The 24,561-nt window shown below is 40.3% G+C and carries 22 protein-coding genes and 1 CRISPR repeat array; of the genes, 8 read left to right on the plus strand and 14 right to left on the minus strand.

Annotated features, from left to right (window positions below; genetic code table 11):
- The first annotated feature begins 5 nt into the window (after positions 1-5).
- A complete protein-coding gene (locus RMY31_RS22170; protein WP_409878186.1) occupies positions 6-1,628 on the plus strand; it encodes an IS1634 family transposase in 1,623 nt (540 codons plus the stop codon).
- Positions 1,629-1,705: 77 nt separating this feature from the next.
- Here RMY31_RS22170 and cas3 read toward each other — a convergent pair whose 3' ends face one another.
- A complete protein-coding gene (cas3, locus tag RMY31_RS22175) occupies positions 1,706-3,769 on the minus strand; it encodes a CRISPR-associated helicase Cas3' (RefSeq protein WP_322661638.1) in 2,064 nt (687 codons plus the stop codon).
- A gap of 2 nt (positions 3,770-3,771) precedes the next feature.
- Positions 3,772-4,383: a DEAD/DEAH box helicase gene (locus RMY31_RS22180; RefSeq protein ID WP_322661640.1), complete on the minus strand. Its 612-nt coding sequence runs from the start codon at positions 4,381-4,383 to the stop codon at positions 3,772-3,774.
- Positions 4,384-4,493: 110 nt separating this feature from the next.
- Here RMY31_RS22180 and RMY31_RS22185 point away from each other — a divergent pair, with 110 nt between their 5' ends.
- Positions 4,494-5,132 carry a Uma2 family endonuclease gene (locus tag RMY31_RS22185; protein WP_322661641.1) on the plus strand — a complete coding sequence of 213 codons (639 nt, stop codon included), beginning with the start codon at positions 4,494-4,496 and terminating at the stop codon, positions 5,130-5,132.
- Between the two features lie 101 nt (positions 5,133-5,233).
- Here RMY31_RS22185 and csx2 read toward each other — a convergent pair whose 3' ends face one another.
- From csx2 to RMY31_RS22230, 9 genes are read right to left on the minus strand one after another with little or no spacing between them, the layout of a single operon-like run.
- The gene (gene csx2 / locus RMY31_RS22190; protein WP_322661643.1) at positions 5,234-6,445 is read right to left on the minus strand and encodes a TIGR02221 family CRISPR-associated protein; all 1,212 of its coding nucleotides are present in this window, start codon (positions 6,443-6,445) and stop codon (positions 5,234-5,236) included.
- On the minus strand, positions 6,442-7,218 hold the full coding sequence (gene cas6 / locus RMY31_RS22195; protein WP_322661646.1) for a CRISPR system precrRNA processing endoribonuclease RAMP protein Cas6: 777 nt from the start codon (positions 7,216-7,218) through the stop codon (positions 6,442-6,444). The genes csx2 and cas6 overlap by 4 nt, the downstream gene beginning before the upstream one ends.
- Positions 7,219-7,220: 2 nt before the next feature.
- Positions 7,221-8,510 carry a type III-A CRISPR-associated RAMP protein Csm5 gene (gene csm5 / locus RMY31_RS22200; RefSeq protein WP_322661648.1) on the minus strand — a complete coding sequence of 430 codons (1,290 nt, stop codon included), beginning with the start codon at positions 8,508-8,510 and terminating at the stop codon, positions 7,221-7,223.
- Between the two features lie 2 nt (positions 8,511-8,512).
- A complete protein-coding gene (csm4, locus tag RMY31_RS22205) occupies positions 8,513-9,598 on the minus strand; it encodes a type III-A CRISPR-associated RAMP protein Csm4 (RefSeq protein ID WP_322661651.1) in 1,086 nt (361 codons plus the stop codon).
- A 3-nt stretch (positions 9,599-9,601) separates the two neighbouring features.
- Complete coding sequence (gene csm3 / locus RMY31_RS22210) at positions 9,602-10,561, minus strand: type III-A CRISPR-associated RAMP protein Csm3 (protein WP_322661653.1); 960 nt, start codon at positions 10,559-10,561, stop codon at positions 9,602-9,604.
- Positions 10,558-11,052 (minus strand): type III-A CRISPR-associated protein Csm2, encoded by a 495-nt coding sequence (gene csm2, locus RMY31_RS22215; RefSeq protein WP_322661654.1) that lies wholly within the window; start codon positions 11,050-11,052, stop codon positions 10,558-10,560. Before csm2 ends, csm3 begins: the two co-directional genes overlap by 4 nt.
- On the minus strand, positions 11,049-13,331 hold the full coding sequence (gene cas10, locus RMY31_RS22220) for a type III-A CRISPR-associated protein Cas10/Csm1 (protein WP_322661656.1): 2,283 nt from the start codon (positions 13,329-13,331) through the stop codon (positions 11,049-11,051). The genes csm2 and cas10 overlap by 4 nt, the downstream gene beginning before the upstream one ends.
- Before the next feature lie 30 nt (positions 13,332-13,361).
- Positions 13,362-14,285, minus strand: a complete 924-nt coding sequence (locus RMY31_RS22225; protein ID WP_322661658.1) for a CRISPR-associated protein Csx3 — start codon at positions 14,283-14,285, stop codon at positions 13,362-13,364.
- A 43-nt stretch (positions 14,286-14,328) separates the two neighbouring features.
- Positions 14,329-14,634, minus strand: coding sequence for a CRISPR-associated protein Csx3 (locus tag RMY31_RS22230; RefSeq protein WP_322661660.1), 306 nt, complete (start codon positions 14,632-14,634; stop codon positions 14,329-14,331).
- 100 nt (positions 14,635-14,734) lie between these two features.
- On the opposite strand from RMY31_RS22230, the gene RMY31_RS22235 reads away from it, so the two are divergent.
- On the plus strand, positions 14,735-16,087 hold the full coding sequence (locus tag RMY31_RS22235) for a TIGR03985 family CRISPR-associated protein (RefSeq protein WP_322661662.1): 1,353 nt from the start codon (positions 14,735-14,737) through the stop codon (positions 16,085-16,087).
- A 7-nt stretch (positions 16,088-16,094) separates the two neighbouring features.
- Positions 16,095-16,667 carry an HD domain-containing protein gene (locus RMY31_RS22240; protein WP_322661663.1) on the plus strand — a complete coding sequence of 191 codons (573 nt, stop codon included), beginning with the start codon at positions 16,095-16,097 and terminating at the stop codon, positions 16,665-16,667.
- Positions 16,668-16,749: 82 nt separating this feature from the next.
- Positions 16,750-18,559: direct repeats of the CRISPR family, unit length 37 nt; unit sequence GTTTCAGTCCCCGTGAGGGGTAATTGGGTTTGAAAAC.
- Positions 18,560-19,261: 702 nt separating this feature from the next.
- Here the strand turns inward: RMY31_RS22240 and RMY31_RS22245 are convergent.
- Positions 19,262-19,633 carry a hypothetical protein gene (locus tag RMY31_RS22245; protein WP_322661665.1) on the minus strand — a complete coding sequence of 124 codons (372 nt, stop codon included), beginning with the start codon at positions 19,631-19,633 and terminating at the stop codon, positions 19,262-19,264.
- A gap of 539 nt (positions 19,634-20,172) precedes the next feature.
- On the opposite strand from RMY31_RS22245, the gene RMY31_RS22250 reads away from it, so the two are divergent.
- Positions 20,173-20,733 (plus strand): hypothetical protein, encoded by a 561-nt coding sequence (locus RMY31_RS22250; protein ID WP_322661667.1) that lies wholly within the window; start codon positions 20,173-20,175, stop codon positions 20,731-20,733.
- 48 nt (positions 20,734-20,781) lie between these two features.
- Here the strand turns inward: RMY31_RS22250 and RMY31_RS22255 are convergent, their stop codons facing one another.
- Together RMY31_RS22255 and RMY31_RS22260 are read right to left on the minus strand one after the other, a co-directional pair.
- Entirely contained in the window at positions 20,782-21,729 is a 948-nt protein-coding gene (locus RMY31_RS22255; protein WP_322661669.1) for a hypothetical protein, read from the minus strand.
- Positions 21,730-21,936: 207 nt separating this feature from the next.
- Complete coding sequence (locus RMY31_RS22260) at positions 21,937-22,191, minus strand: helix-turn-helix transcriptional regulator (protein WP_322661671.1); 255 nt, start codon at positions 22,189-22,191, stop codon at positions 21,937-21,939.
- Between the two features lie 266 nt (positions 22,192-22,457).
- Here RMY31_RS22260 and RMY31_RS22265 point away from each other — a divergent pair, with 266 nt between their 5' ends.
- From RMY31_RS22265 to RMY31_RS22275, 3 genes are all read left to right on the plus strand, one after another.
- A complete protein-coding gene (locus RMY31_RS22265) occupies positions 22,458-23,372 on the plus strand; it encodes a hypothetical protein (RefSeq protein ID WP_322661673.1) in 915 nt (304 codons plus the stop codon).
- A 149-nt stretch (positions 23,373-23,521) separates the two neighbouring features.
- A complete protein-coding gene (locus RMY31_RS22270) occupies positions 23,522-24,004 on the plus strand; it encodes a DUF1392 family protein (RefSeq protein WP_322661675.1) in 483 nt (160 codons plus the stop codon).
- Positions 24,005-24,030: 26 nt separating this feature from the next.
- Positions 24,031-24,543 carry a hypothetical protein gene (locus tag RMY31_RS22275; RefSeq protein WP_322661677.1) on the plus strand — a complete coding sequence of 171 codons (513 nt, stop codon included), beginning with the start codon at positions 24,031-24,033 and terminating at the stop codon, positions 24,541-24,543.
- Positions 24,544-24,561 lie beyond the last annotated feature (18 nt).

The following is a 24,561-nucleotide window of genomic DNA, read 5'->3' on the forward strand; positions in this document are numbered from 1 at the left end:
GAAGTATGACAGCATCACCATTAGATATCAGAGTACAAGATATTGACCACTGCGGCATAATCGCAGGCATATGTGATGAGATGAATCTAGTAGAACAAATTAACAGATTGCTGGGAACTCACTCTCAAGAAATCATTAGTTCAGGTCAAGTAGTAAAAGCAATGGTGTTAAATGGACTTGGGTTCGTGAGTGCGCCATTATATTTGTTTGAAAAGTTTTTCGTTGGCAAAGCGACAGAGCATCTTTTAGGAGAAGGGATACGTGCAGAACACTTAAACGATGACCGTTTAGGTCGAGTATTGGACAAATTATATGAGGCGGGATTAACCGAAGTATTTGTGACAGTGGCGCTTTGTGCAGCACGTAAATTTGGGGTCAAAATGGACAGCCTGCACCTCGATTCAAGTTCATTCCACGTTGATGGGGATTACATAAACAACACAACAGCAGAGAACGCGGAACCAGGAGGTATCGAAATTACCTATGGCTATTCAAGAGATCACCGCCCAGACTTGAAACAATTTATCCTAGACTTAATGTGCAGTGGGGATGGAGATATTCCCTTGTATCTGAGGGTCGCAGACGGTAATGAATCAGACTCAGCAATGTTTGCCACCATCATCGCTGATTTTCAGCGTCAGTGGCAAATAGATTCTGTGTTTGTTGCAGATGCCGCACTTTATACGGAAGAAAACTTGCAACAAATAAAACATCTTCGTTGGGTATCGAGAGTTCCAGCTACCTTAACTGCTGCAAAAATGCTGTTAGAGGAGATGCCAGCAGATGCATTTAATGACAGCGCAATACCTGGATATCGAATTGCACCAAGTTGTAGTGAATATGGCGGTGTCAGACAGTCGTGGTTAGTTGTTGAAAGTCAAGCCAGAAAAGAAGCTGACCTCAAGCAGTTAGAAAAAGCTTTGATTAAAAAGTTATCACTTGCCCAATCCGAACTTCGGCAGTTACTAAACCAAGAATTTGCTTGCTCAAAAGATGCTCTGATTGCTGCACAACGGCTCAGTTCTAAGTTGCCCTTACATCAACTGGCTCATATCCAGGTTCATGAGGTAAAAAAACACACTAAACGTGGTAGACCTAGTAAGGATGCTTCCCCCAGCTTTTACTACCAAGTTGATGCCACCCTAAAACCCAAAGAAATAGCAATAGCCATTGAAACCAAACGAGCCGGAAGATTTATTCTAGCGACCAATGTCCTCGATGCTGAAGAACTCAGCGATGACGATGTTTTACGTGAATACAAGGCACAGCAGTCTACTGAGCGCGGTTTTCGATTTCTCAAAGACCCTTTATTTTTTACTTCCAGTGTATTCCTGAATTCGACTGAGCGAGTTGCTGCATTAGCAATGGTTATGGGTTTGTGCCTGCTTGTTTATAGTCTGGGTCAAAGAGCTTTACGTCAAGCCTTAGAACGAGCAAAAAAAACTATTGATAATCAGTTAGGTAAACCAACTTCTACTCCTACCTTACGTTGGGTGTTTCAATGTTTTATGTCCATTCATTTGGTTACTGTCGCTCAAATCAAGCAAATTACCAACTTAACTCAGGAAAGGCAATGGATTCTCCAGTTTTTTGGTGCTCCTTGTCGAAAATATTATCTTCTTTCTTAACTCACCTGCGGAATGTGGGGTGAACTGAATATGATTCTATACCCCGTTGGAAGAGGAGTATTCCAACAGCTTTAAAGCTATGTATTATGCAGTTGTACTGAACGCTGATCGCACAGTCTTAAAGCTCTGACCACCAGTAAATAAAGTTGCAAATACTCAATTTGGTCAGTAGTAAATCGGTTCAATTCAAATTTTTGTTTGACAGTATAAATATTTTTGCTGAGATTGGCTGGCGGTAAAAATAAAGTAGGGGGCAGATACCGCAGCATCGTTTTCCAACTTTGAGCGATCGCTTCTTGCGCTTGAGGGTGTAGCTGTATAGTTTTGCTTGTACTTAAGTCTGATTCTTGCCATCCCCCAGCCCAAGCAGAGTGATGGCGGCCTGCGGCCAGTATGACTGTGTGCCGTATGTACTGAATCTGTTCTTTATCAGCAGAAAAATAATCCTGTAGTAGGGGGACTAAGGATTGATTCAGAATATCTTGAGCTAAATATGCACTTTCAACAGCGTGGTTGGGACGCTTATGTTTTTTCTCGTAGTTCTTAAGCGCAGCTTTTTGCTCCTGGGACTCTGGATTGTAGTCGGTGTGCGCCAGTAAGTATGTTTTAGGGTCTTTGGCTTGGAATTTTTTAGCTTCCAGTTGCCATCCCCGCATAACTTTCTGCCATTTAGTTTGAAGTTTGCCTAAGTCGTGAGTGAAGATAGCTAACAATACCAGTAATTCAAATAATGCTTCTGCTTGCTGCTGTTGGATTTGGGGAAAGATTTTGCTTTTAATTAATTGTCCTCCTGTTTTTAAAAGCTCATCTCGAACACTGCTATAAACAGTTTTTTTAGGCTCCCCATTGCTAATTTTTTCAAGTTCACCATTTTTTAAGCGGGTAGTTGTAAATGATTTATACCAACAAGTCCACATACAGCCCAAGTGACCCACATAAGTATCCATGTGGTAGCGGTACTCATTTTTAATGAAGCGTTGCGGTTTTGGCGGTGATGCAAAACCATTACCGAACTCATTGATGCCAATTAGTAATCCTATGTGTTTGTCATAGTAGAGATAGCGGGGATTGATCAAAATCTGAATACTGCAAATGAGCGCTTCACGTGATGTAATCGAAGTACAAACAGGTTGACTGTAGGTTTCAGATTTTTTCTTTGGAAATTCAATTCGCTGGAAGAGCCAATCTGCTCCAAAACCTGCACTTTGAAATTCTCTCCAGGCTTTGCAAAGAGTGGAAATCGGTACTGAAAAAGCCAGTAGCTTTCGGGGATCGATGATTTCTGCTTCAATATCAATCATCGGCGTTTGTTCCCAAGTAAACAAACTGCGGTTATCTACCGAGCGAATTAACTCGCTGGCAGCAGATTGGCATCCTCGAAAATATGCAGCTTCAAAATGTTGTTCAAACTGCATTTGATTATTTTGTCGGCGCTGTTGTTGCAATAAATCTTCTGTTGTATGAACTCGATTAATCCAAGCTTCTTCAGTACGAAATCCGACATTTTCGTTGGCTTGTGCAGATTGAGTGTGTGCTTCTAAAACTTGCCATGTTAGTTCGCAAGTTTCTTTAGGATAAGGCAGAAAACTTTGCTTTTCGGGTTCGGATTCATCTTCTTCTAAATCTGCGATCGCTATGACAGTAGAAGCTGGATTGACTTCTACTGTAGGATAAATAAAAACTTCTCCTCGCTCACCTCGAAACCGGGCGCATCGTCCTGCCCGTTGCAACAGTGAGTTCATCGGACAAAGTTGAGTGTGCATGACTTGGCAGGTAATGTTGATTCCCGCTTCAATTACTTGGGTGGAAATCAAAACATAGCAATCGCCATCGTCTTTCCAGTCTTGAGCAAATATAGCTTTGAGATTGGTTTCTTTTTGGGCGCGGTGTTCTGACAGGAATCTAGAATGCAGCAGTGTAACGTGCAATCTCTCATTGTGGTTTAGTTCTTCTAAATCCCTGAATAATCCCTGAGCCTGAGAGACTGTGTTACAGATGATCATCACTCGTTTTCGCCCATAAGCTCGAATATCGTCTAGGATAACCGAAGCATTAAGCGGACGAGATACAGCTTGGAAGGTACGGCAGCGTTCGCCTTCTATCGCCTGTAAGTCTGCATCTTCAATTTGAATAATTTTCATGACTAATCAACCAAATCTTTTATTTGAGTTGCAAGTTCATTTGTGAGTGTGGCAGTCATCAGTAAAAATGGTGCAATACCTTTGACCTGTTGCAATACTTTCAAAACTGTAGCGAAAGAACGGTCTGGGTCGAGCAGGTGTAATTCGTCAAACACTAAGTAGGAAGCGAAAATTGCTCCTGAGTTAACATTGGCAGAACCACGACCGACTGAGTAGGGAATATTGAGGAAGCTGCTCAACATCTGGTCAATGGTACAAAAAACGATATCACCTTCAAAACGCGGGTCTTCTGGGTTTTCTCCTGTTTGCAGAGTTACTATGGGGGAATGGTATGATGGATAAGCTTTTTCCCAGTTTGCAACTAAAGTTTCAGCACGTTGGCGGAGGCTATTGGCTAGAGTACGCAGGGGAACAACGTAGATAAGTTTGTTGGGAAAGTCGAGCTTGAGATGTTTGGCGAAAAGAAAAGGCGCGATCGCTGTTTCAGTTTTCCCTGAACCTGTGGGTGCGCGAAGGAGAATGTCTTGCTGATTGAGTAGTTTAGCGATCGCTTCTCGTTGAAAGTTCCGTGGGGGGAAGGTAGTTAAGGTTTGGAAGTATTCATCAATCATCATTGATAGAATAAATTAGGATGAATTGTGATAATAGTCAGGTTTTGAAAATCTACTTGATTTCTCAATAATTACCGACTAGTAATGATGGCTCACTGAGGTTGCGAGGAATTATGCTGTTAATTGATCGTCGCGCTGACCGGGTAGTTCTCCATAATATCAGTTGGCAACAATTTGAGAATTTATTAGTAGATTTAGGTGCAAACCGAGCAGCTAGGATAGCTTACGATGATGGCACTTTAGAGATTATGACTCCATTACCAGAACACGAATATTACAAGGAAATAATTGGTGACATCATCAAAGATACGGCAGAAGTTTTAGAGCTAGATTACGAGTGTTACGGCTCAACTACCTGGAAGCGAGAACTAAAAAAGGCTGGGATAGAATCTGATAATTGTTTTTATTTTCAAAATGAAGCTTTAATTCGAGGCAAGCTCAAGTTTGATTTGAATCAAGACCCACCCTCTGATTTAGCTTTAGAAATTGATGTTACTAGTAAATCATTAGATAGGTTTCCCATCTACGCAAGGTTAGGTGTACCTGAGATTTGGTCTTACGACTCTGGAGTCATGAAAATTTACCAATTGCAAGGTGAAGAATATATCCAAACAGAAACAAGTTTAGTGTTTCCTAATTTGAATATTCAAGAAAATTTTTCACTAATTGAAAGATACCGCATGGCAGGAAGACGGGTTTTCCGACAAGCAATTAGGGAATGGGTGAGGGCACAGATGGAGAAGGAAGAGTAATGGTTGGAGGGGGTATAAGGAGGTACGATTGCTATTTAATCTTTAAAACTCTAAATAGTTCAACCGTGGCATCTTGAAAGTAGCACTAAGTTATATTTAAACTAATAACAGTTTTCAAGTTCCCAAGTTATTGCAAGATTAATAAGAAGTGGTTTAATTTTCTCGTTAGCTGTCTTGACAATTTTACTAATAGACATAGCTCCATCTTGATGTCCAGCATGATCCAAACCATTCCGCACCGGTTGAAGAAAATTCCATAACTGAATTAAATTATCTTTTTCAGTCCAGGTATCATAAATTATTCTTCCATATTCATTTAGTTCTTCAACTGTAAGGTCATCACGGCTGACCATTTCTAAACCAGAAATAGCTCTAGCAATCAACTTTTCGCGAGTGCTAATTTTTAGAGTAAATGGCAGACCCAGACGGTAAGTAACGGCGTTAATTAGCCACTCACGAGCTAAAGTCATTGCCTCAATTAGACGATTATTATTTTGATACCAAATAATTAGACGAAACTGAGATTCTAATGCTTTTTTAGTGTCTTTCTGGAAATCGCTTATAAAATTACCAAAGGTATCAGTAATACGTTGCCTAAGCATTTCAAATGGTGGTGCTGTCAACTGTAGTTGTTCTTGTGCTTTTAACAAGTCAGATTCAAGACTTTGAGCTTTGGTGGCTAACTGTAATGGTTGACAAAGAAGTGTAGCGAGAGAAACCTCAGAAAGTGTTGTTGCAGCTTTTTTAGTTATATTACTAGCTTTACCATCTGGATTAAGTAATCTAGCAAGTCGCTGTGCATCACCAGTTTGAGTAAATTGATCGGTTGCTGTAATCCAATCAAGCATACTTACAAATTCTGATAAGTTAATGACAGGAGCTATTCCATTATTGGAAAATCCTAATTCCCAAGCTCCATAGTAAATAGCTTCAATTGTTACGTCTTTAGCTGCTTTAAGGTATGCTGCAAATAAAAATACTAAAAATGGTAAAGAACGTAAGCCATGAGTAATATCAAATATTACATTATCATTTTCATTTACTCTGTCAGTAATGGCTTTAAATGTTTCCCACATTTCTTCTGTAGTCTCACCATTGGGTATATCAATGGCTTCTATGCGTTCATCCTCTAATTTTTCTAGAATAGGAAAAGTCTTTTTTTTAGCTTCACTTGTAACACAGACTAACATGGAGTCATATGTGCAAAATTGATGTAGAGCTTCTGCAAAAACTTCTCCATTATAATTTACTCCTTCAAAACTATATGTAGTTTTTTTTGCTTGTACTCCTAAAAATGTAATAATTTTTCTCATTGTTCCTTCTTTGATTTCCCAATTAATGTCTGTCCCATTCCCAACCGAGTTTTTATGCCAGTACCAGCAAATCGTGCGTATTGAACTAATAAATGAGCAACATTAGCAAGTAAGGGATCAGCACGGTTGAAAACTTGTAAAGTTACATCACCAACAAAGCCATTCACAAAACCTCGCTGTAATTGCCAAGTTCGTGTTTGAATTTTATGATTTTTAACCATGACTGCATTGCTAAGGTAAGCGATTAATTCATCACTGCCTAAGTAAACAGGTGCAAAATGATTCCAACGTTCTAACCAACTACGGAACATTAAGGTTGGTACTGGTAAAGGTAAGTTTGTTCCGCTCTGAGTAAAAGCAGTAGGGGTAATAAATTGCAAGTCATATCTTCTTAATGGTTCTGGCTCATTTGCCACCAAAGTTGTGTATACTTCTTCATAGCTGGTTATTTCTTCTTCACGGTTGAGAATATTAAACTTAGCACCGAGAAATTCTAGAGAGAGAGATAATTCAAGAGTAGATATTGCTTTTGCTGCTTTTTCTTGTAAACCACAAAGTGCTAGTTGATAAAATTCATTAGGGCGAAAAGTTATAAAGTTACCTGATACTGAATAAAATCCTAAAATCCCTGAATAAGTGACAGATGGAATTGTCTCATTTCCTACTTCTAAACCCATACACTGGTGCAAGTATTTGACTAATTCTAAACTGTATGCACGTGGTAATACAGTAGGTTCACATACAGTTAAAGTCCAACTAGAGCGAATTAGCATAGCTACACTTCCTGAAATTTTACCCATCCTGGTATAAACTTAATTTCTCGACTTGATAAAGCTACAACTCGCCGAGACTTTGGAGCTTCAAAATCAGGAGCTTTTCTAGGACTGCAATTATCACGAATTTCTTTTCTCAATTCCGGATGAAATAATAAATTAACTGTTGTGCCATTCATACCACTTGCCCAACCTATTCTTAGGTTATAAGAACAGACTTCAGGTTGGTAAAAGTCTCGAATATTATCAAAATCTAAACTTATTGGTTGCTGATTAGTATCTTTAGCATTTGGATTATTTTTAATGCCTTTCCAATAAAAATGTTCTTCATCCCACTGGTCTTGAGCAAATTCCTGACAAATTGACAGAATATCATCAATTGTTTCAAAAGGAATTTTGTTTTTTGGAGTAAAGCAAGACAGCATAGTTTTATTCAGGCTAATTGTGAATTTAGTTTTCACACTTCGCACCATCTCGGTGTAAATGGGAGCCTTATATTTTGCTTTACCACCTTCCCAATGGCTGATAATTATTACTTCTGTTGTAACAGGAAGATTATAAAAATGTGGTCTTCCCTGTTTATTAGTCACTCTTATTTCTATAAGAGGCTCAGAATCTGTGACTTGAATAACCCTCATAAAGTCTAGATTTTGTAGACTAGTTTTACCAAGTGCATCCTTACCTTGATAAATGAGATTAAATTCAGAAAAAAGGGCATCCATTAAAAGTTTGTCATCTGCAAATTTAGGGCGTTGTCTAATTTGCGCCATAGTTTCATGCAGTTTCTTTTCAATCTCACTCAGTTGTTGTGTTCTTGATAACTCATATTTATCTGCATGTTTGAGTAAGTGGTAAGCAATAGCTGTTCTAATTGCTCCCTTAATAGATGAACCAGGAATATACAATTGCCCAAAACCATTACGAATCATCGGACGAAGGTCAGTAATTTTCTGCTGTGTCCATCTCAAGCTACTTGTATGCTTGGGAAAAATAGCTTCTTTATTCGAGTCACAAGCATTCTCCCAGTCATCTCCAAATGTTGCTTGTAGTAAGGTATTAAGATCTTCTTGATTCTCAATGCGACGAATATATTCATTCAAACGACCTTGTTGTTGAAAAGCTTTCGCAAGCACTTCCGGGTTAGGGAGATACACTCGCTTGCTTGTGGCTACATACTCAAATCGACTCAATTTAGATACAGCACTGCCAATATGTAATATCGGACTAGTGAGTTGAATTTGCTTACTTTCATATACTTCTGGTTTGGAGAGAATAAGATTAGAAGCAATCATAATTATTCCTTCTCCACTTTAATGGGTAAACTCAAACTAATGCCACTGCGGTAAACTTTGTGGTCTAAAAATTTTCCAGATTTATTATCAGGAGTTACATTTGCAAGCTGTCCTTGAGGAGTGACAGAAAAGACAGAACCTTCTGTAAACATTTGTACTGATTTACGTCGCAACTGTCGGCCATCAGAGACGGGAGAAGCAAGCCAACCACCTCTTTTTTGAAGTTCATAACTTGCATGATTTAAATTTTCTTTAGGTAAAGGATGCTGCCAAAATAAGCTAATTAAACAGTGATGATTTGCATCCTTGAAATTAAGTAATTGTTTCCAAGCCTTAGTTAATTCTGTTTGCTCTACTTTGAATTGTCCAGCACCGCTGGAACGTTCACCACCGATACCTTCGCTGCCCATAAAATATAAAACAGCAAAGAAAATATTTTCTAAATTTGGTTCAGCAAAATGAACAAGAAAGTATAAACCTGATAAGCTTTCAACTTCTTCAAATTCTTTCTGGCTGGCTTCCCATTGATACTGCACAAATCCTGTTTGGTAAATATTAGTTGCTCTAGTAACTCTATCAACAGCAATTTTAGGAACTTTGCTGATTTCAAAGGATTTACTATACTCGAAAGTACCTTTTTGAAATAATTCTCCGTTAGCACTACCTTTGATTTTTGCTTTCAGTTCTTCACTGTCTGAAAATCCACTTCCTTGATACCAACGTTGCCAAATATCTAAAGGCAAATACTTCAAAGGCTTGTAAGCTTTGATAAAGTCTAAATCATTTCCAACTGGATAGTTAGGAGGAAATTTTAAAGGACGCGGTAGGTAATATGTTGTGTTCTCTCCTGTTCCCTGATAAATAAATGTGGAACTCAGCCGAAATGGTGGTTCTGGTTGAGAGTTGAATTTATCTAGGAAGCGTGTAGCAGCATCTTTACCAAACAATTTTGCATAGCTACTTATCCAAGCAGAAAATAGCGTATCAGATAGAACTCGTTCATTAGTTCCTTCCATACCAATACCCAGTTCACCAAAGTGGGCAACATTTCGTCCAAATTTCAGTTTGACTAACTTCCAGATACTCACTTTTTAACTCCCTGGTAGTAGATTTTGAATTTCGCTAAATCTGCTTAATAGTTCTGAGGTATTACCTAAAGAAATAGGACTTGATGAACTTCCTCCAGTATTAGTAATCTGGCGGTATTGTTCTACATCATGGTAATAAAATTGAAAGTTATGAAATTTGACTTTGCCGTAACCTCTGGAGCCATGTCCGCCTAAAGCGTCGTCCTCTAATATGGCAATTGCGATCGCTAAGTTCTTTAAATCCTCGATAGCTTGATGAGCATCCTCGACCGTATAAACAAGTTCAAAGTGAAACTCTGAACCTGCTGGTACTCGTTCTAGTTGTCTTGGGTTAGCTGCTGCTGTAATTCGATCCAAGCCATTCTCGAACTTCCACTCGGTCATATATAACCCAGTGTCAATTTTCTTCAATTTTGTAGCTGAGTCTGGTAAAAGATGGCTATCACGAACAATAAGTCGAGCTGGTGCATTTCGGCCTTTAGTGCTGGTGTAACTTTCTCCATTAATAGTTTTCGTGCCATTTTCTTCTAAACATTGAGCTTTGACGATAGAAGTTTTGATCCAAGTTTTTGCTCCACTTCCTGGCCCACCTGTAGAACCAAATATACGGCTAAGTTGACAATGACGAGCGCCTTCATATGGAATATCTTGTCCATTAATTTCTGTATAACCATCTTCTAAATCATCACTTTCATAGCGATAAGTGTCACGACTACCTTTACGATTTATAGGTTTATTCAGTAAGCGTTCCAAAATTGAGCGTAGTTTACCTTTAATGGATGATCCTGGTAAGTAAGGGTAACGAGTCATTGGGTCACGAATTACAGGTTTATCCAATCCGCCGATGTTAAGATTTTCCCCACCACCACCAATATGAAGACCAGTTTCTACAAGGAGTGTGCTGGTGAGACGTAATTTTCCAAGTAATGGTTTTTGTTGATTATTCTTTGTCGAGCTAGTCACTGTTCTCTTCCTCCTGATGCTTTGTGATAAGCAATAATTGATTCAATTAGTTGGACAAATCGATTAAAATCGTCTAAATATTCAATTTTCTTAATAGCTGCTTCTAAAACTTGTTGAAGTGAATCCATCGAACCGGGTTGTCGAGCAGCAGCATAAGCAAGTTTGGGTCGCAGAAGTATTATTTCTGATTTGATTTCTTCAGTAAAACCTTTATCAGCCAGTTGAGCTTTGAGTCGGTTTACAGTATCTAGAAATTTACGGATTTGCGTAGTTTTTAACTTTTTAGCAAGCTCTCTTCCAAGTTCTTCCGAGTCTTCTACTAAATCACGAGTTTTGTATTCATTTAGACCACCAGTTAGTTTGTTAATCTTTTTAACCATCCTAGTAGTAATATTTTCATCTATCTGAACTTCCGAACTAGTCGGAATGGTGATTTGTTTTTTTGGGCTAGGTTGTAAATTGGAATTTAGTTTATCAGACTTTTGATTCATAAATTTTGTGAGCGAGTAAGTAGTTCAATCCAAGTGGCGATCGCCCGAAAATAAGGCGCATTATATGGACTCATAAAAGACTGCCGAATAGGTACAAAATCTTCATAGTTGCGTAATTTTTGAGACAATTTTGACATAGCATAAGCTAACTTCGGTAAATGTAGGAAATATTTAACATCATTTTTTTGCTCTTCTCTTGCTTCCTGTAATGCTAATTCTTGAACTTCAGCCGTTACCCAAAGATTACGAATAAAACTTTGAGGATATCCTAAATCTGGATGATTCAATAAGTTCTTTACAAAGGGCAAAATTCCAAATAATTCCAGATGCTCTTTTTTACTAATGTATAATTTAGATTCTGCAATAACTTTGATATTATCTGTTGATACGTTGGTTTGACCCAGCCATTCATCCCATTTAAATGCTTCTCCAAACAAAGCTAAACTATCTCGATTATTTGCTTTTGCCTTATTTTCAGATTCACCTGAATCAGAAGCAGCTTGATAAAGAGGATATTTTATAGCATTAATACTTATACCTCCTGATAGTGTAATATATGGATTATGGCCTGTGTAGGCTCGAAAAGATTGGTAAACATCGAAAGCAAATTCAACTAACTCATCCCAAGCACCACTGACAAATAAATCATCTCCACCTGCATAAATAAACAAAAGATTTAGTCGTGCAAATTTTTCTGTATTTGTCTCAGGAGTTAAGGTTTTAGGATTTTTAGGTAAAGTCTCTTTTCTATTGTTCGCTAAACTATTGAGATACACCTTAAAGAAATAACTCATCTGTCGTGATAATCCTGCAAGCCTTGGCAAAGTGTGATTATCACTCAATCCCTTAGCAAATATTTTTCCTAGATTATCTACATCCATTCGTAGATAACCAACTTTTTTGATTCCTCTTGCTTCTTTTGCTAATTCATGAGCACGGATAAAATTTCCTGGATTTTCACAACTTTCTTTACCATAATTTCCTAACAAAAGGGGTACAGAGTTATATACCTGATAGTCTCTTATTTTCCAGTTATTGATTAAAAACAATATGTCATCATTCTGAATCTGCTGTGTTGGCACTTGGTCAAAAAGAAAGTAGTGAGAATTATTAACTAGATAAGTTACTTCCGGCTTACTAGATATATTACGATGACGCGATCGCACAACAGCTTTCGTTTTAAATAACTGACTCCCTAGCTGGAACATTTCCCGGCAATTCGGGCAAGCAAGAACAGAATCATCTTCTTCAGGATTTAACTGTTCTAAGTCGGTAGTATCATCTCTATGACAAACACGACAACGATCACCATAACTATTACGCACTGCAAGTAAGTCATTTATCTGCTCATCAAACTTACGTTGCTTTTGCTTATTAAGTTGCTGAATCACTTGATTCCAATGATATGAGAATTTTTGCTTTCCTACGTCAACAGTAGAAAAACTTATACAGTCAAGAGCTAAAAATACTTTGCTCTGAAATTCATTTTTCAGCCACTTATTAAATTCATGCTGAACTTGTCTAACTTGTTCCTCTATTTTTTTATTAGCCGCAGCTAATAAGTACAAGTTTCCCCCACCTGCATAGATAATACTAGTGCGCGGTAAATCTAACTCTTCCAAAAGCTGCTGTACAATTTCTTCTGTCACCAATTCAAGATAAAAACTTCTCGCTCTGAGTGATTTAAGCGCACCATCGGAAGAAATAGTATAAATAAAGTTTTGAATACCTGATAAATCCCCAGCAATTAAGCTAATCTTCTCAGCTTCAGAATTATTCACTAATGCTGCTGCAACTGCTGCTGTAGCTCTTGCCATGTCTACCAAAGCCACATCAGATTCTCCAAAGCTCAAACATGAACCAAATTTGTCTAATATCAACATTAATAAAGGCAAATTTTCCCAGTTATCTTTTAAAGAATTTGAAAATGTCTGATTAATTTCTACTTTGAAATCGTCCTGTTGTATTTTAATAGATTCTAAGTTTAATGGATAAGGAATATCAGGATATTTACTATTGTCATTATTAATTGCTTTAAGTTGATGATAATTTAGCTTCGATATGTCTATTTTTAGTTCATTACATAAATTCACTTTGTCAAACAGTAAGCGCAATATTCCAACTGCTGTATTTTCATTCCAGCCTAATATTTGCTTTGCTCTGCTAACTTCTCGATACTCATCATTTAGAGAAGGATGATCGAATTTAGCCCATTTAGCTAAGGCAGCGATCGCCTGTTGAATCACTTGTAATGCAACGTCTTGAGAACTTTTCACCATAAAAACTTTTTCCCACTGCTAAATTGAACGCTACCCTCTACACAAACCCGCCAACATCTGTGCCAAAGCTTGCACCATCGGACGTGAGGAAACATCCTCTCCTCGTTCAAGGTAATGAATACTACCACTTAACAAAGGCGATCGCGTCACAATTTTATCTTCTGTCCCTTGATAATCGCTATCAAGATTAGCAATGATTTGTACATTTAAATCTCGACAAAACTCTTCCCACAAAGGAACTTCTTGCTTCCCTTTCTCCCCAGCCAAAATAACTGCATGAGTAGCTTCACGCACAATCACTCGATTTTCTTCAGTAATTTTACCGCCTACATCAATAATATTGAGTGGTGTGTTGGCACTGCGTACCCAACTTGCTGCTTTGATTGCAAACTCTGGCGTAAACTTGGCTTTGTACTCATCTTTCAACCTTCTGGCTAAATCTGGATCGCGCTTTGCAGCTTCAGAAAACCAAGCACCTTCACCATCAGGACAAGCTGTAATCACATAAGGATAGGGTGCGCCTTGAATATTAGTAATGGCTTGCTTTAGACCTTCACGCAGACATGACTTTCCAGACTGTGGAGGGCCGCAAAGCACAACTTTAATAATTGGCTTACTCTTGTACGGTTCATCTGTTTCAATAATTTCGCCTAACTTATAGGCTGGAGTGTGAGTAGTAGCAACAATATAAGCCTTGTATCCTGGCTTGCCAATTTTAGGATCGAAGACTGCGATCGCACCATACAGATGAGATATCTTATGTGCTATCAGATAACTAACAGCAACAGATGCTGGGCCATCAATTTTCAGTAACTTGCCTCCAGATAGTTCGCCTGATGCCAACATCTGATCTAAACGAGCCGCTGCATCCTGAACTATTTGATCGCCATTTGCAGGTTTGCCAAACCTGACTTTTAACAAATCATTTTCTAGATTAATGTGGTACGTTGTCATAAAACATTTTGGTAGAAGTACCCATTTGTTTAACCATCAAATATCAATCAATTAAGTCTCCCAATTTATAACTAGGATTATGTGTGATAGAAATTACATATTTACCTAACTTAGGATCGTAAAAAGCAACTGCCCCGTATATGTGAGCCAACTTGTGTGCTAAAACAAATGATACAGGGATAGAAGTTGGCCCGTTAATCTTAAGCAACGGCCCTCCTGCTAATTCACCTGATGCTGCCATTTCCTCTAACCGGGCGGCGGCATCACGTACAATCTGGTCATTTTGGGCAGGTTCGCCAAAACTAACTCGTAATAAGTTGTCTTTAATCTCAATTTTGTAAGTAGACATCACCATTGCTTTGATTTGCTTGGTACATCATACACGCCCTTGGAAACTATGTCTTCCAAAAGGCTGTATCTTAAAGAAAGTTATTTATTGAGATTCGGCTGTGTCTGAACTAGTATTTCAAGAGGCTCCCCAAGTTGAATTACTACAATGGTTAGCACGCGGTTCGCTGAAGCAAAAACTGTTGCGGACGATTCGATTGTGGGTATGGTTGCGATCTCTCTATGGCAATCGTCAAGAACGTTTAGCTTTAAATGATTCGTTTACCTATGCCGAATGGCGAGACGCATTTTTTAGTCCCACTCACACTAAGGGCGAAGAAGTTCCAAGCTTGCACGATCCTGATTGTTCTTGTGCCAAAACAACCCAGCAGTGGTTATTTAACGAACAAACAGGAATTGTTGCTCACCAATGGCAAGAATCGTTGATGGCTCACACTGGGATAACAGATTCTAGAAAAGTATTGAAGCGAAGATTGTTTGGTATAACTCGTCGTTCCTTGCAAGGCGATTTAGAAGTTCTAGCAGACTTGGGTTGGTTGGTTTATAAAAACGAAAAATATTACCGTGTCAGCGAGTTTCCACAACGTCCACTTACGCCAAAAGATGAAGCTGAATCTAACAAACTGGGTGTTTATGAACTGAACTTTCTGCACGAAGATTTAGTAGAAATTGTTGAAAATCACTCTCACGAAATTAATGGTATACAACGCTTTTTTTTGAAGGTTGATTATGTAATTCCCCGTATAACTATTGACTTAGTTGGTGAATGGCAATACCAGTTACGTCAACTTTGGGCAGAAACTCCAGTATCACCAATTAAACTGACTTATGCAAGTGCCAAACTCGAAAGTCAGGTTCATTGCGTAGTTTTTCCAGTCTGTATTTACTATTTCCAAAGAGCCGTTTATTTATGTGCTTACGGCGAAAGTCCCGATCAGAAAACTGAATGGTATAACTTTCGCCTTGACCGGATTCAAAAAATGATTCCTTTGGATTGGGAAAATTCTCAACTACCACTAAACTTACGGAAACATTATCATAAACAGACTCTACCTAGTCCGGATGACATTGCTGTAGAGATGTCTAAAGCTTGGGGTTTTGATTTTTATTTGCCATCACAATTAATGTTAATCAGGTTTGATAAAGATTTTAGCGATCGCTATGTTAGTGGTACTGAACGACATGAAACTTTTGAAGAAATTTCTTACCAGCAAGCACAAAACTTAATTAAACAAAAAATTAAACAACCAGAACAACAGGCTTTACTAGAAATTTTGAAAAATCGTTCACCAAAAGATGCTTATTACCAAGTGTGTTACCGCAAGCAAGATAATGGCATTGTAATGCGTCTCCGGGCATGGCGGCCTAAATGCGAAGTTCTCTTTCCTTACGAACTCAGACAAAGTATTGCCGCCGATGTAGCCAAAGAATTTCAGCTTTACCATCAACATTGATTTTTCCATGAATACAATACAGTTGACAGCAAAATTTGAAGAAGCATTAGTCTATGCAACTCGTCTTCATGCTAACCAAACTCGCAAAATTAGCGGCATCCCTTATATCGCTCATTTACTGAGTGTGGCAGCACTCGTACTAGAAGCTGGCGGCACTGAAGAAGAAGCGATCGCAGGTCTATTGCACGATGCGGTCGAAGACCAAGGCGGCAAATCCACCCGCGAGGAAATACTTCAGCGTTTCGGTGAAACGGTCGTTGCAATAGTCGATGGCTGTACCGAATCCGACACATACCCGAAACCACCTTGGTTAGAGCGCAAGCAAAGGTATTTAGAAAATCTGCGTCATGCTTCAGCCTCACTCCGGCGGGTGTCTTTGGCTGATAAGCTGCACAACGCAAGGTCATTATTGACAGACCTCCGACAACATGGCAGCAGTATTTGGCAACAGTTCAAAACTGGTAGGGAAGGAACTTTGTGGTTTTACGAACAGTTGCAGCAGGTCTATAGTGCAACTGGTTGTGACTTTCTGACCCAAGAGTTCTCACAAGTGATTCAAGAACTTTGCAACGAAAGCTGAGAATTTGATTCGATTTTAATCCCCTAACGGGGAAATATATCAGTAGCGATCGCATTTGATTCAGCCAAAGCTAAAGCTTCCAGTTTCAGTTTCCGTGAGGGGTAATTGGGTTTGGAAACACAACGATGGGAAATCAAATAGTGTTGTAGTAGCTAAAGTTTCAGTCCCCGTGAGGGGTAATTGGGTTTGGAAACCGAGCCAGACCAAATGAAAACGCAGAGCCAAGAATTGGTTTCAGTCCCCGTGAGGGGTAATTGGGTTTGGAAACATGGTAACGGATCGTATGTAACAACAGTAAAAAAAGTTTCAGTCCCCGTGAGGGGTAATTGGGTTTGAAAACTCCGTCCATCCCGTCTCCCAGTACTCGCCCGTGAACCCGTTTCAGTCCCCGTGAGGGGTAATTGGGTTTGAAAACTTGATGCCAAGAAGCGTGTCCGGTGCCAATATCAAAGTTTCAGTCCCCGTGAGGGGTAATTGGGTTTGAAAACGACCAGTAGCTGCAAGGTATCAGTAGATGATGCGGCCGGTTTCAGTCCCCGTGAGGGGTAATTGGGTTTGAAAACTTCTTTGCAGTCGGCGCTGAAAGGCGATCGCCTATTAAGTTTCAGTCCCCGTGAGGGGTAATTGGGTTTGAAAACCGGCGATTTTTCATCATTCCTTTTGCCCGCACCAGGAAGTTTCAGTCCCCGTGAGGGGTAATTGGGTTTGAAAACTCCTTGGATATCTTATCTTTGTACTCATGGCGGGATAAGTTTCAGTCCCCGTGAGGGGTAATTGGGTTTGAAAACCTAGTACAGCACCAGTAGGAGAAAGAACCTGGGATTTCAGTCCCCGTGAGGGGTAATTGGGTTTGAAAACCTTAAAATTATTCAGTTCTATTAAAGTATTTCAAAAGTTTCAGTCCCCGTGAGGGGTAATTGGGTTTGAAAACTGACGTAGACTCCTTTCGTAAAGACGGTGAACGACTCACGTTTCAGTCCCCGTGAGGGGTAATTGGGTTTGAAAACAGCCTTGACGTTTTCGATGTTAAGCCCACGTTTACGTTTCAGTCCCCGTGAGGGGTAATTGGGTTTGAAAACCAAGCGTGCCAGTGTAGGACAGCAAAGCTTCGCCGTCTTGGTTTCAGTCCCCGTGAGGGGTAATTGGGTTTGAAAACTCAAAATTATAAAAAAGGGGTTGACAGATTAATTATGGTTTCAGTCCCCGTGAGGGGTAATTGGGTTTGAAAACAAAAGTCGTTTTTCATATAAAAGGTAAAGTGAATTTAAGTTTCAGTCCCCGTGAGGGGTAATTGGGTTTGAAAACAAAAGTCGTTTTTCATATAAAAGGTAAAGTGAATTTAAGTTTCAGTCCCCGTGAGGGGTAATTGGGTTTGAAAACTTGAGAAGTCTGGTTACAAATATGACCAGTTTTACTTTTTGTTTCAGTCCCCGTGAGGGGTAATTGGGTTTGAAAACTGGACACGCAAACAGATAACAGCGTGGGCATTTAAGTTTCAGTCCCCGTGAGGGGTAATTGGGTTTGAAAACTTCAAGCAGTAGAGATAAGTCCAGAAGATTAGAAATGTTTCAGTCCCCGTGAGGGGTAATTGGGTTTGAAAACATTTAAGTTTGCGTTTGAATGTAGCTCTTTGTAGAGTTTCAGTCCCCGTGAGGGGTAATTGGGTTTGAAAACCTCATTAGTAGAGATACAAACACAACAATGGAAAAGTTTCAGTCCCCGTGAGGGGTAATTGGGTTTGAAAACTGAAGAAATAAGTATTGATGATTTTATAGAAAAAAGTTTCAGTCCCCGTGAGGGGTAATTGGGTTTGAAAACTTAACTGTCCGTGTTTCTCTGCATACCAGCTTTGAGGGTTTCAGTCCCCGTGAGGGGTAATTGGGTTTGAAAACAGCTCAGTGCTGAAACTGTTACAGAGCAAGCTTCCTGGGAAGCATTTTGACGAACCTCAAAAACAGGTCGATTTCAGCCGCTGTTATTGCAACTAATTCTCAACTTCCCTAATTAATGAAACGCTGTAACTATTAACTTGTCAAGGTTCTGGCGATTTTGGCAAACCTCCAGGGTTTTTGACTCTACTTCGGTTTGTCAATCATCAAGCTGATTACATAATCATAAGATAAGTATCTGCTATTGTCGAGTTTTTTACAGGTTACGTCAATCTTTCACCCCATATTCTTGCTCAATCAAACTCAACAGTTTCTCTTCCACAGTTGTCAAATATGGTCGCTTCAGTTCTCCCAAGTGCTTCAACACAGCACGGGCAGCTTCTTCTAAATTATGTTTTCCCTCAGTCTACTGATGCGTAGACGCTTTGCGGCTTGCCGTCAGGCATCGCATATCTTCCGCATCTGCTGGCATTCAGCATCCAAGTAATTGAGTGACTTCAGGTGGTCGATCCTCACTGTATACTCCCCATCCCAAGCCTCAACTGTACAATTGAATTCACCAACATGGCGAACAATGCACCAGCAGCCACCTTTACTTTTAACCCTCTTGTACCAAATGGAGGGAAGCCAATCGCTCTCAGTTTCAGAATCAAGCTTTGATATTGTTTTCCAAAAGTGACACCAGAGGGTTAAGTACCAACATTTTTAGTTGAGTCTACAGCTTGCAGTAAGTTCTACATTTAAGAAAGTTCCTGAGCGAGGTGTAATTGAACGCAACTGTTGGATAAAAGCATTAAATCTGGCATCAGTTATGCCGAAGCCAGCTTCAGCACAAGCAGACAAACCTCCTTCGATGGGAATAGGAGCGCCTGCTCTTGGGCTATATACAATAAATTTATCAACAGTACCAGTACCGACCGCAAACCCGATCGCTTGGCGAACAGTTCGCAACGCAGTATTATCTAATGCACCACCAATACTGCCAACACTGATATTAACCGCACGACTTTGGGCCAATGCTGGCGCACTCATCGACAACATAGCCCCGACAATCATCAAACTGGTTAACTTCTTCATTTTATCTTCTCTAAAAAACCGAAAAACTAATATTGGATTTTGTTACTCACCAGTTAATATACGGATATTATCTGAAGATAATCATTTATTAAAGCAGGGTTTAAGAAGCGACTTTTTGAAGAAAGATGTAACTATTACCCTTTGCACCACATCTGTTACAATCCTGGCACTGGGAAGTTTACCGCCAGCTTCCTCGATAGCCCGTTGCTAAACTTCCTGTTGTTGCTGGGGTTCTAGCTTAGTGAGAGGGCGAACTTGACGCTCACTTGTCGGCAGAATTTGTGTCAGGGTGGGACACATTTGTATGAGATTATCCACTGCATTTCGCACCTTAAGGGTAAAAGTAACTGGCTTTAGACGATAAGTATATGTACTTAAAAAGAATATAATTACTTAGAAGTGCACTATTAAGGCTGTTTACCTTAACTCTGAATGAAAGCAACTGAGTATACGAGATGAGTATATATGCTCTATCAAAATCCAGTTTCTTGAGAGACGCACAAAGACACTTAGCCTACTGAATAGCTGAACTTTTGCAAATGGACATTGATTATAGAGCCATATCTTTAATTGTCAGCTCATTGGCTGCGCTACTTGGACTGCTGTACCAAGTATTACTTGGTCAATCCAACCAGCTAAAGAGAGAACTGGAATTACTTAAGTTAGCCAAAGAAGCAGAGGCCAATTATTTACCATTACTGAGGAGTGTTAACTCGCAAATTCACAAGGGATACGTTCACGAAGAGCTTAAACTAAGAAAAAGAGTAGAAATATACTTAGAAAATTTGTCTAGTGCTATACTCTTGTCTACTTTTTCTTTTGGATTGATAGGATTTATTGTCAGTTGGACTGCACAAGCAATCTTTAAGCTCAAAAATGAAGAATTTGGTAGCATACTAGCTTCATTTGCTGTATTAGGACTGGTTGTTGGAATTTTTGGAGGTTTTTCAGATGCTGAAACGGAAATTAAAGTTTTCAAAGACGAAATTAACAAGAAAATTAAAGAAACCGTAGAAAAGGATGAGTCTGAGATCAAAGGAAGTGCGGAAAGCTCAATTATTTTGAACTCAGCAAATGTTACCAAGACCCGAAGCAAATAACAAAATGTGTAACTTGAGGAATAATGTCCTTTAAGTGACATGAAAGGGTTATCTTTCTGCGTATTCCAACTCCAACACACTCAGCAACTTCTCTTCCACAGCAGTTAGATAAGGACGGTTCAGCTTCCCCAATGACTGCAACAGATTTAGGACTGTCTCCTCTAAAGAATTGGAATATATTCGACTGATGCGATCGCAAATCACTTGCATTTCCTCACACTCAGCAGGTAAATAATCGAATGACTTCAGGTGCTGCAATCCAATCGTATACTCCCCATCCCAAGTTCTCACAGTGCAGCTAAAGTCGTTTACCTGGCTGACTATCCCCCAGCACCCACCCTTGCCCCTGAGTTCCGGGTTATCCTTAGCTAGAATTTGGCACACCTCGCCCAACTGGTAGGTATTTGGTACTTGGGTTCTCTCCATAATACGTTGTACTACGTCTTTGACGATGCGACCTGATGGTACTTTCCCATCCACCTCCTTTACTGCCTGCTGCCATGCTTCTCTTTGTACTTCCGGCTCTAATGGAATCAAAGGTCGCAACTGATATTCGTTAATGGGTAAAACTTGTCCTTCGCTGGAGTCTGGAGTAGATGTGTCCGCGCTCAGATCATTTTGTGTCCTATTAGGACACATTTTCATGAGATTATCCACGACCACCGTACTTTCCATTAATCTGTATGGATAACGGCGCTCAAAACCAAAACGCTCTCGGCAATACTCCTCGAAAGTTTTGTGGGTGCTACGATACAGCTTCCTGTCTCGCAATTCCATCAGCGCCTTCCCCGCAAGGTAAAACGCTTTTTCTACTTGCCGCTCCAGATGTAAGCGATCGCTCTGCTCTTGTTCAGTTAACTCTGGAACTTCAACAGCAGTAACCTGGATGGTCACTACATCCTGATTGTCTTGGGGAGAGATATCTGGGTTAACTGCTGATTTTGAATCACTGGCTGTAGAGATGGCTTTTTTGCGTTTACGGGATGGGGTGTTCATTTTTCTATCTCTTCGAGTTAATAGCATTCGCTCAACGTCGATTGGAGATAGATGTCAACTGTAGTGCTTAAATGCAATTGCTTTCGGTTTTACCATAGCGACAAACAAAACTTCCTATTAATCAATACCAATAATCTTTAGAGCAGAAATGGGAGTAATTAAATACTTTATGTCAGATAACAGCGTAAACCTAATCTAGTCAGTGTTTTATCCTACCTCTTGGGCTAAAGCAGCTTTCACCTCAGCATCGAAATCTACGTTAAGTGCTTCAGAGAGTTTTCGCAGAGTTTCACGCGGTAAAGATTTAGCGTCTTCGCTTTCAATGCGGTAAAGGTTAGCAACACTCATACCTGCTTGTGCTGCCACCCATGTTGGGGATAATCCTTTAGACTCCCGAATCTCTCTAATTCGTCTGCCTAAGCCAGGCAGATCGACAGACAAAGTAACTTGCATTAAGTTCATAAATTCACGCCTCCATTAATGTACTCAAATCATAGCGTTTCTTTCCTCACGTTTCAAGCATAACTTTTCTAGTCTCGCTTGACAAGCTTTACTATAGACAATAAACTATGAATATTAAAGTCTATTGGTACGCCCAAATCTCAAAAGTTCTTTTCTACAGCTAAAACTGCTGTGAACAGACAAAAACAAAGGCGATCGCGTTTCTTGGCCGGAGCGGCGATCGCCTTCTATAAAACGCCCACCATAAAGATGGAGTATTACTCATCATGACATACCAAATCTACAGCCAACAACAGCTGTACTCCAAATCCCTAGCCCAGCTAAAGCGCATCTACAGCGAAATCGGCTGCACACTTGAAGTACAAGACAGACGATGCAAGGACGAATGGAGAAGCGCGATCGCCCGATACCAGTCCGCCCAACTCCAGAAAATCGCCCGTCCTGCAAAAGATGAGCAAGCGATCGCACAAGGCGAGTTCGACCAGTACATTGCAGACCAAGCCGAAGCGATAGCCCCTACAAGCCTGAAGACGGTTGAACTCAGCTTCTACGAGCATGAAGTATACGCTGGTTCTCAACTCGTAGCTACAATTACTTACGACCACCACAATTTCGTAACGCAAGCTTGGGTAGTAATGGTTAATGGCGTAGAGAAATTCCGCCATCAAATTTGGAACACATGCTACAGCTTCATCACATGGCATTTCAAGCAAAGAACACTCAACAAATCCTTACCAATACCCCCAGCCCCAGCACAAACCGAAGCTTTCCAAGTGTCAGCACAAGTAACGATTCTAGAAATCTCTGATTTTGACCAACAGCAATACCAACAAAACACACTGCCACCACAAGAGCAGTCAGAACTAGAAGAATCCTGCACTACTGACAACGAAATTATAGTGCAGATATTCAACGAATGTGAGCAGTGCGGCTTGGAACTGCTGGAAGATAGGATTTACACCAGTAATGGTGAGAAGCTGGGCGAAGTTGGCTTTACAGATGAACTCTGGTGCTTTGCGCGAGTCAATCAAAAGCGAACCTTTTGCGATTCTGCTTTGATACCGTGTGGTTACTGCAAATACCGGATACTTTACTTACAGCTAGCGAATATCTGCAATACCACCCGCTTGAGCAGTTGTCATCTGGAGAATTGCAACGGTTGTTTGAGACGGCAGAGTTAGTCGCGGTGTAAGAAAAGGTGTGGGCTTGGATGCCCACCCGTTAGCTAACTGTTCTCTTGTTTCCATCAACTATACCCATCTGCATTAGGACAAACCTCCGTAATTTTCTTCCAATGCCTCACTAATCACTTCATTCATAGTTAAAGATAATGACCTGTGCAATCATCGCCCTTGAAAGACGCTGGTATCTGTCGCCGCCTTGGGGTCAGCAAATGCCCTCGCTTGAAGTCAACCTGTCAGAGAAAGTCTACCTCACCGATTCCAAAACATTCGGCTACTGCTGCGGGGTGTTGTGGCAGGAAGGCGAATGGGTTTATGCGGTCAGGTGCGATGGCTGCGCCAACGCCAAGGGCGAACGCTCAATCACATGTTTCACCAAACACGAAATTATCGGTACTGGACGAGTACAGTCCGCTTATATGAGAAAACCTGCTTTTGTGTTGGGATCTCGCGTTATGTTGCGTTTTGATAGCCATGCCACAAAGCAGCGTTTGATTCTGGGGATTGTGCTGGTGAATAACGCTTGGTTTTACGTTGTAGAGCTAATGTCCCCAGTTTTGTCTCGATCGCTGGCTGCGCCTGCTCGTTTTCCGTTGGTGGGCGAGACAGATTTAATTCGAGTTCATATGTAAGTATTTTTTAACAGGGAGCAACGATTATGTCACAAATCGAAATCGCTCAAATCATCGAACAGATAAAACAGGAAATTACTATTGACTCTAATGGTCATGGGAAAGCTAGTATTCGGGCAACAGCAAGGCTGGCAGATGTACAAGATTCTTCGCTTCGCCGTGCGTTACTAAGTGCGGCACTGGAACCCTCTGCATTAGCTAAAAACCTTATGCAGCAAGGCTTTACCCCTGCGGCACTAGAAGCCTGGAATGAGGGAATTCCTGATATGGGTGTCGCTGCCGTTATTGAATATTACGCGTTTGATGCTGGGCGGTACTGCAAACAGCAAGCAAGACTCGTATGCAAAGCTTTTAACCGCATCGGTGTTCGCGCCTGGATGCAAGACATCATGGGTTGGACAAAACCCACAACCCAACCCCAACAACCCCCTGCACCAGCACTGCCCCCAGTTGAACAGCGATTGCACACTTGGCTACTTAACCAATACTCGTATGAGCGTTTGAGTATTACACACAGTAACAACAGTAATACTTGCTGATGAAATTAAAAATAACTC

This window comes from Dendronalium sp. ChiSLP03b (assembly GCF_034531165.2).
Taxonomy (GTDB): Bacteria; Cyanobacteriota; Cyanobacteriia; order Cyanobacteriales; family Nostocaceae; genus Dendronalium; species Dendronalium minutum.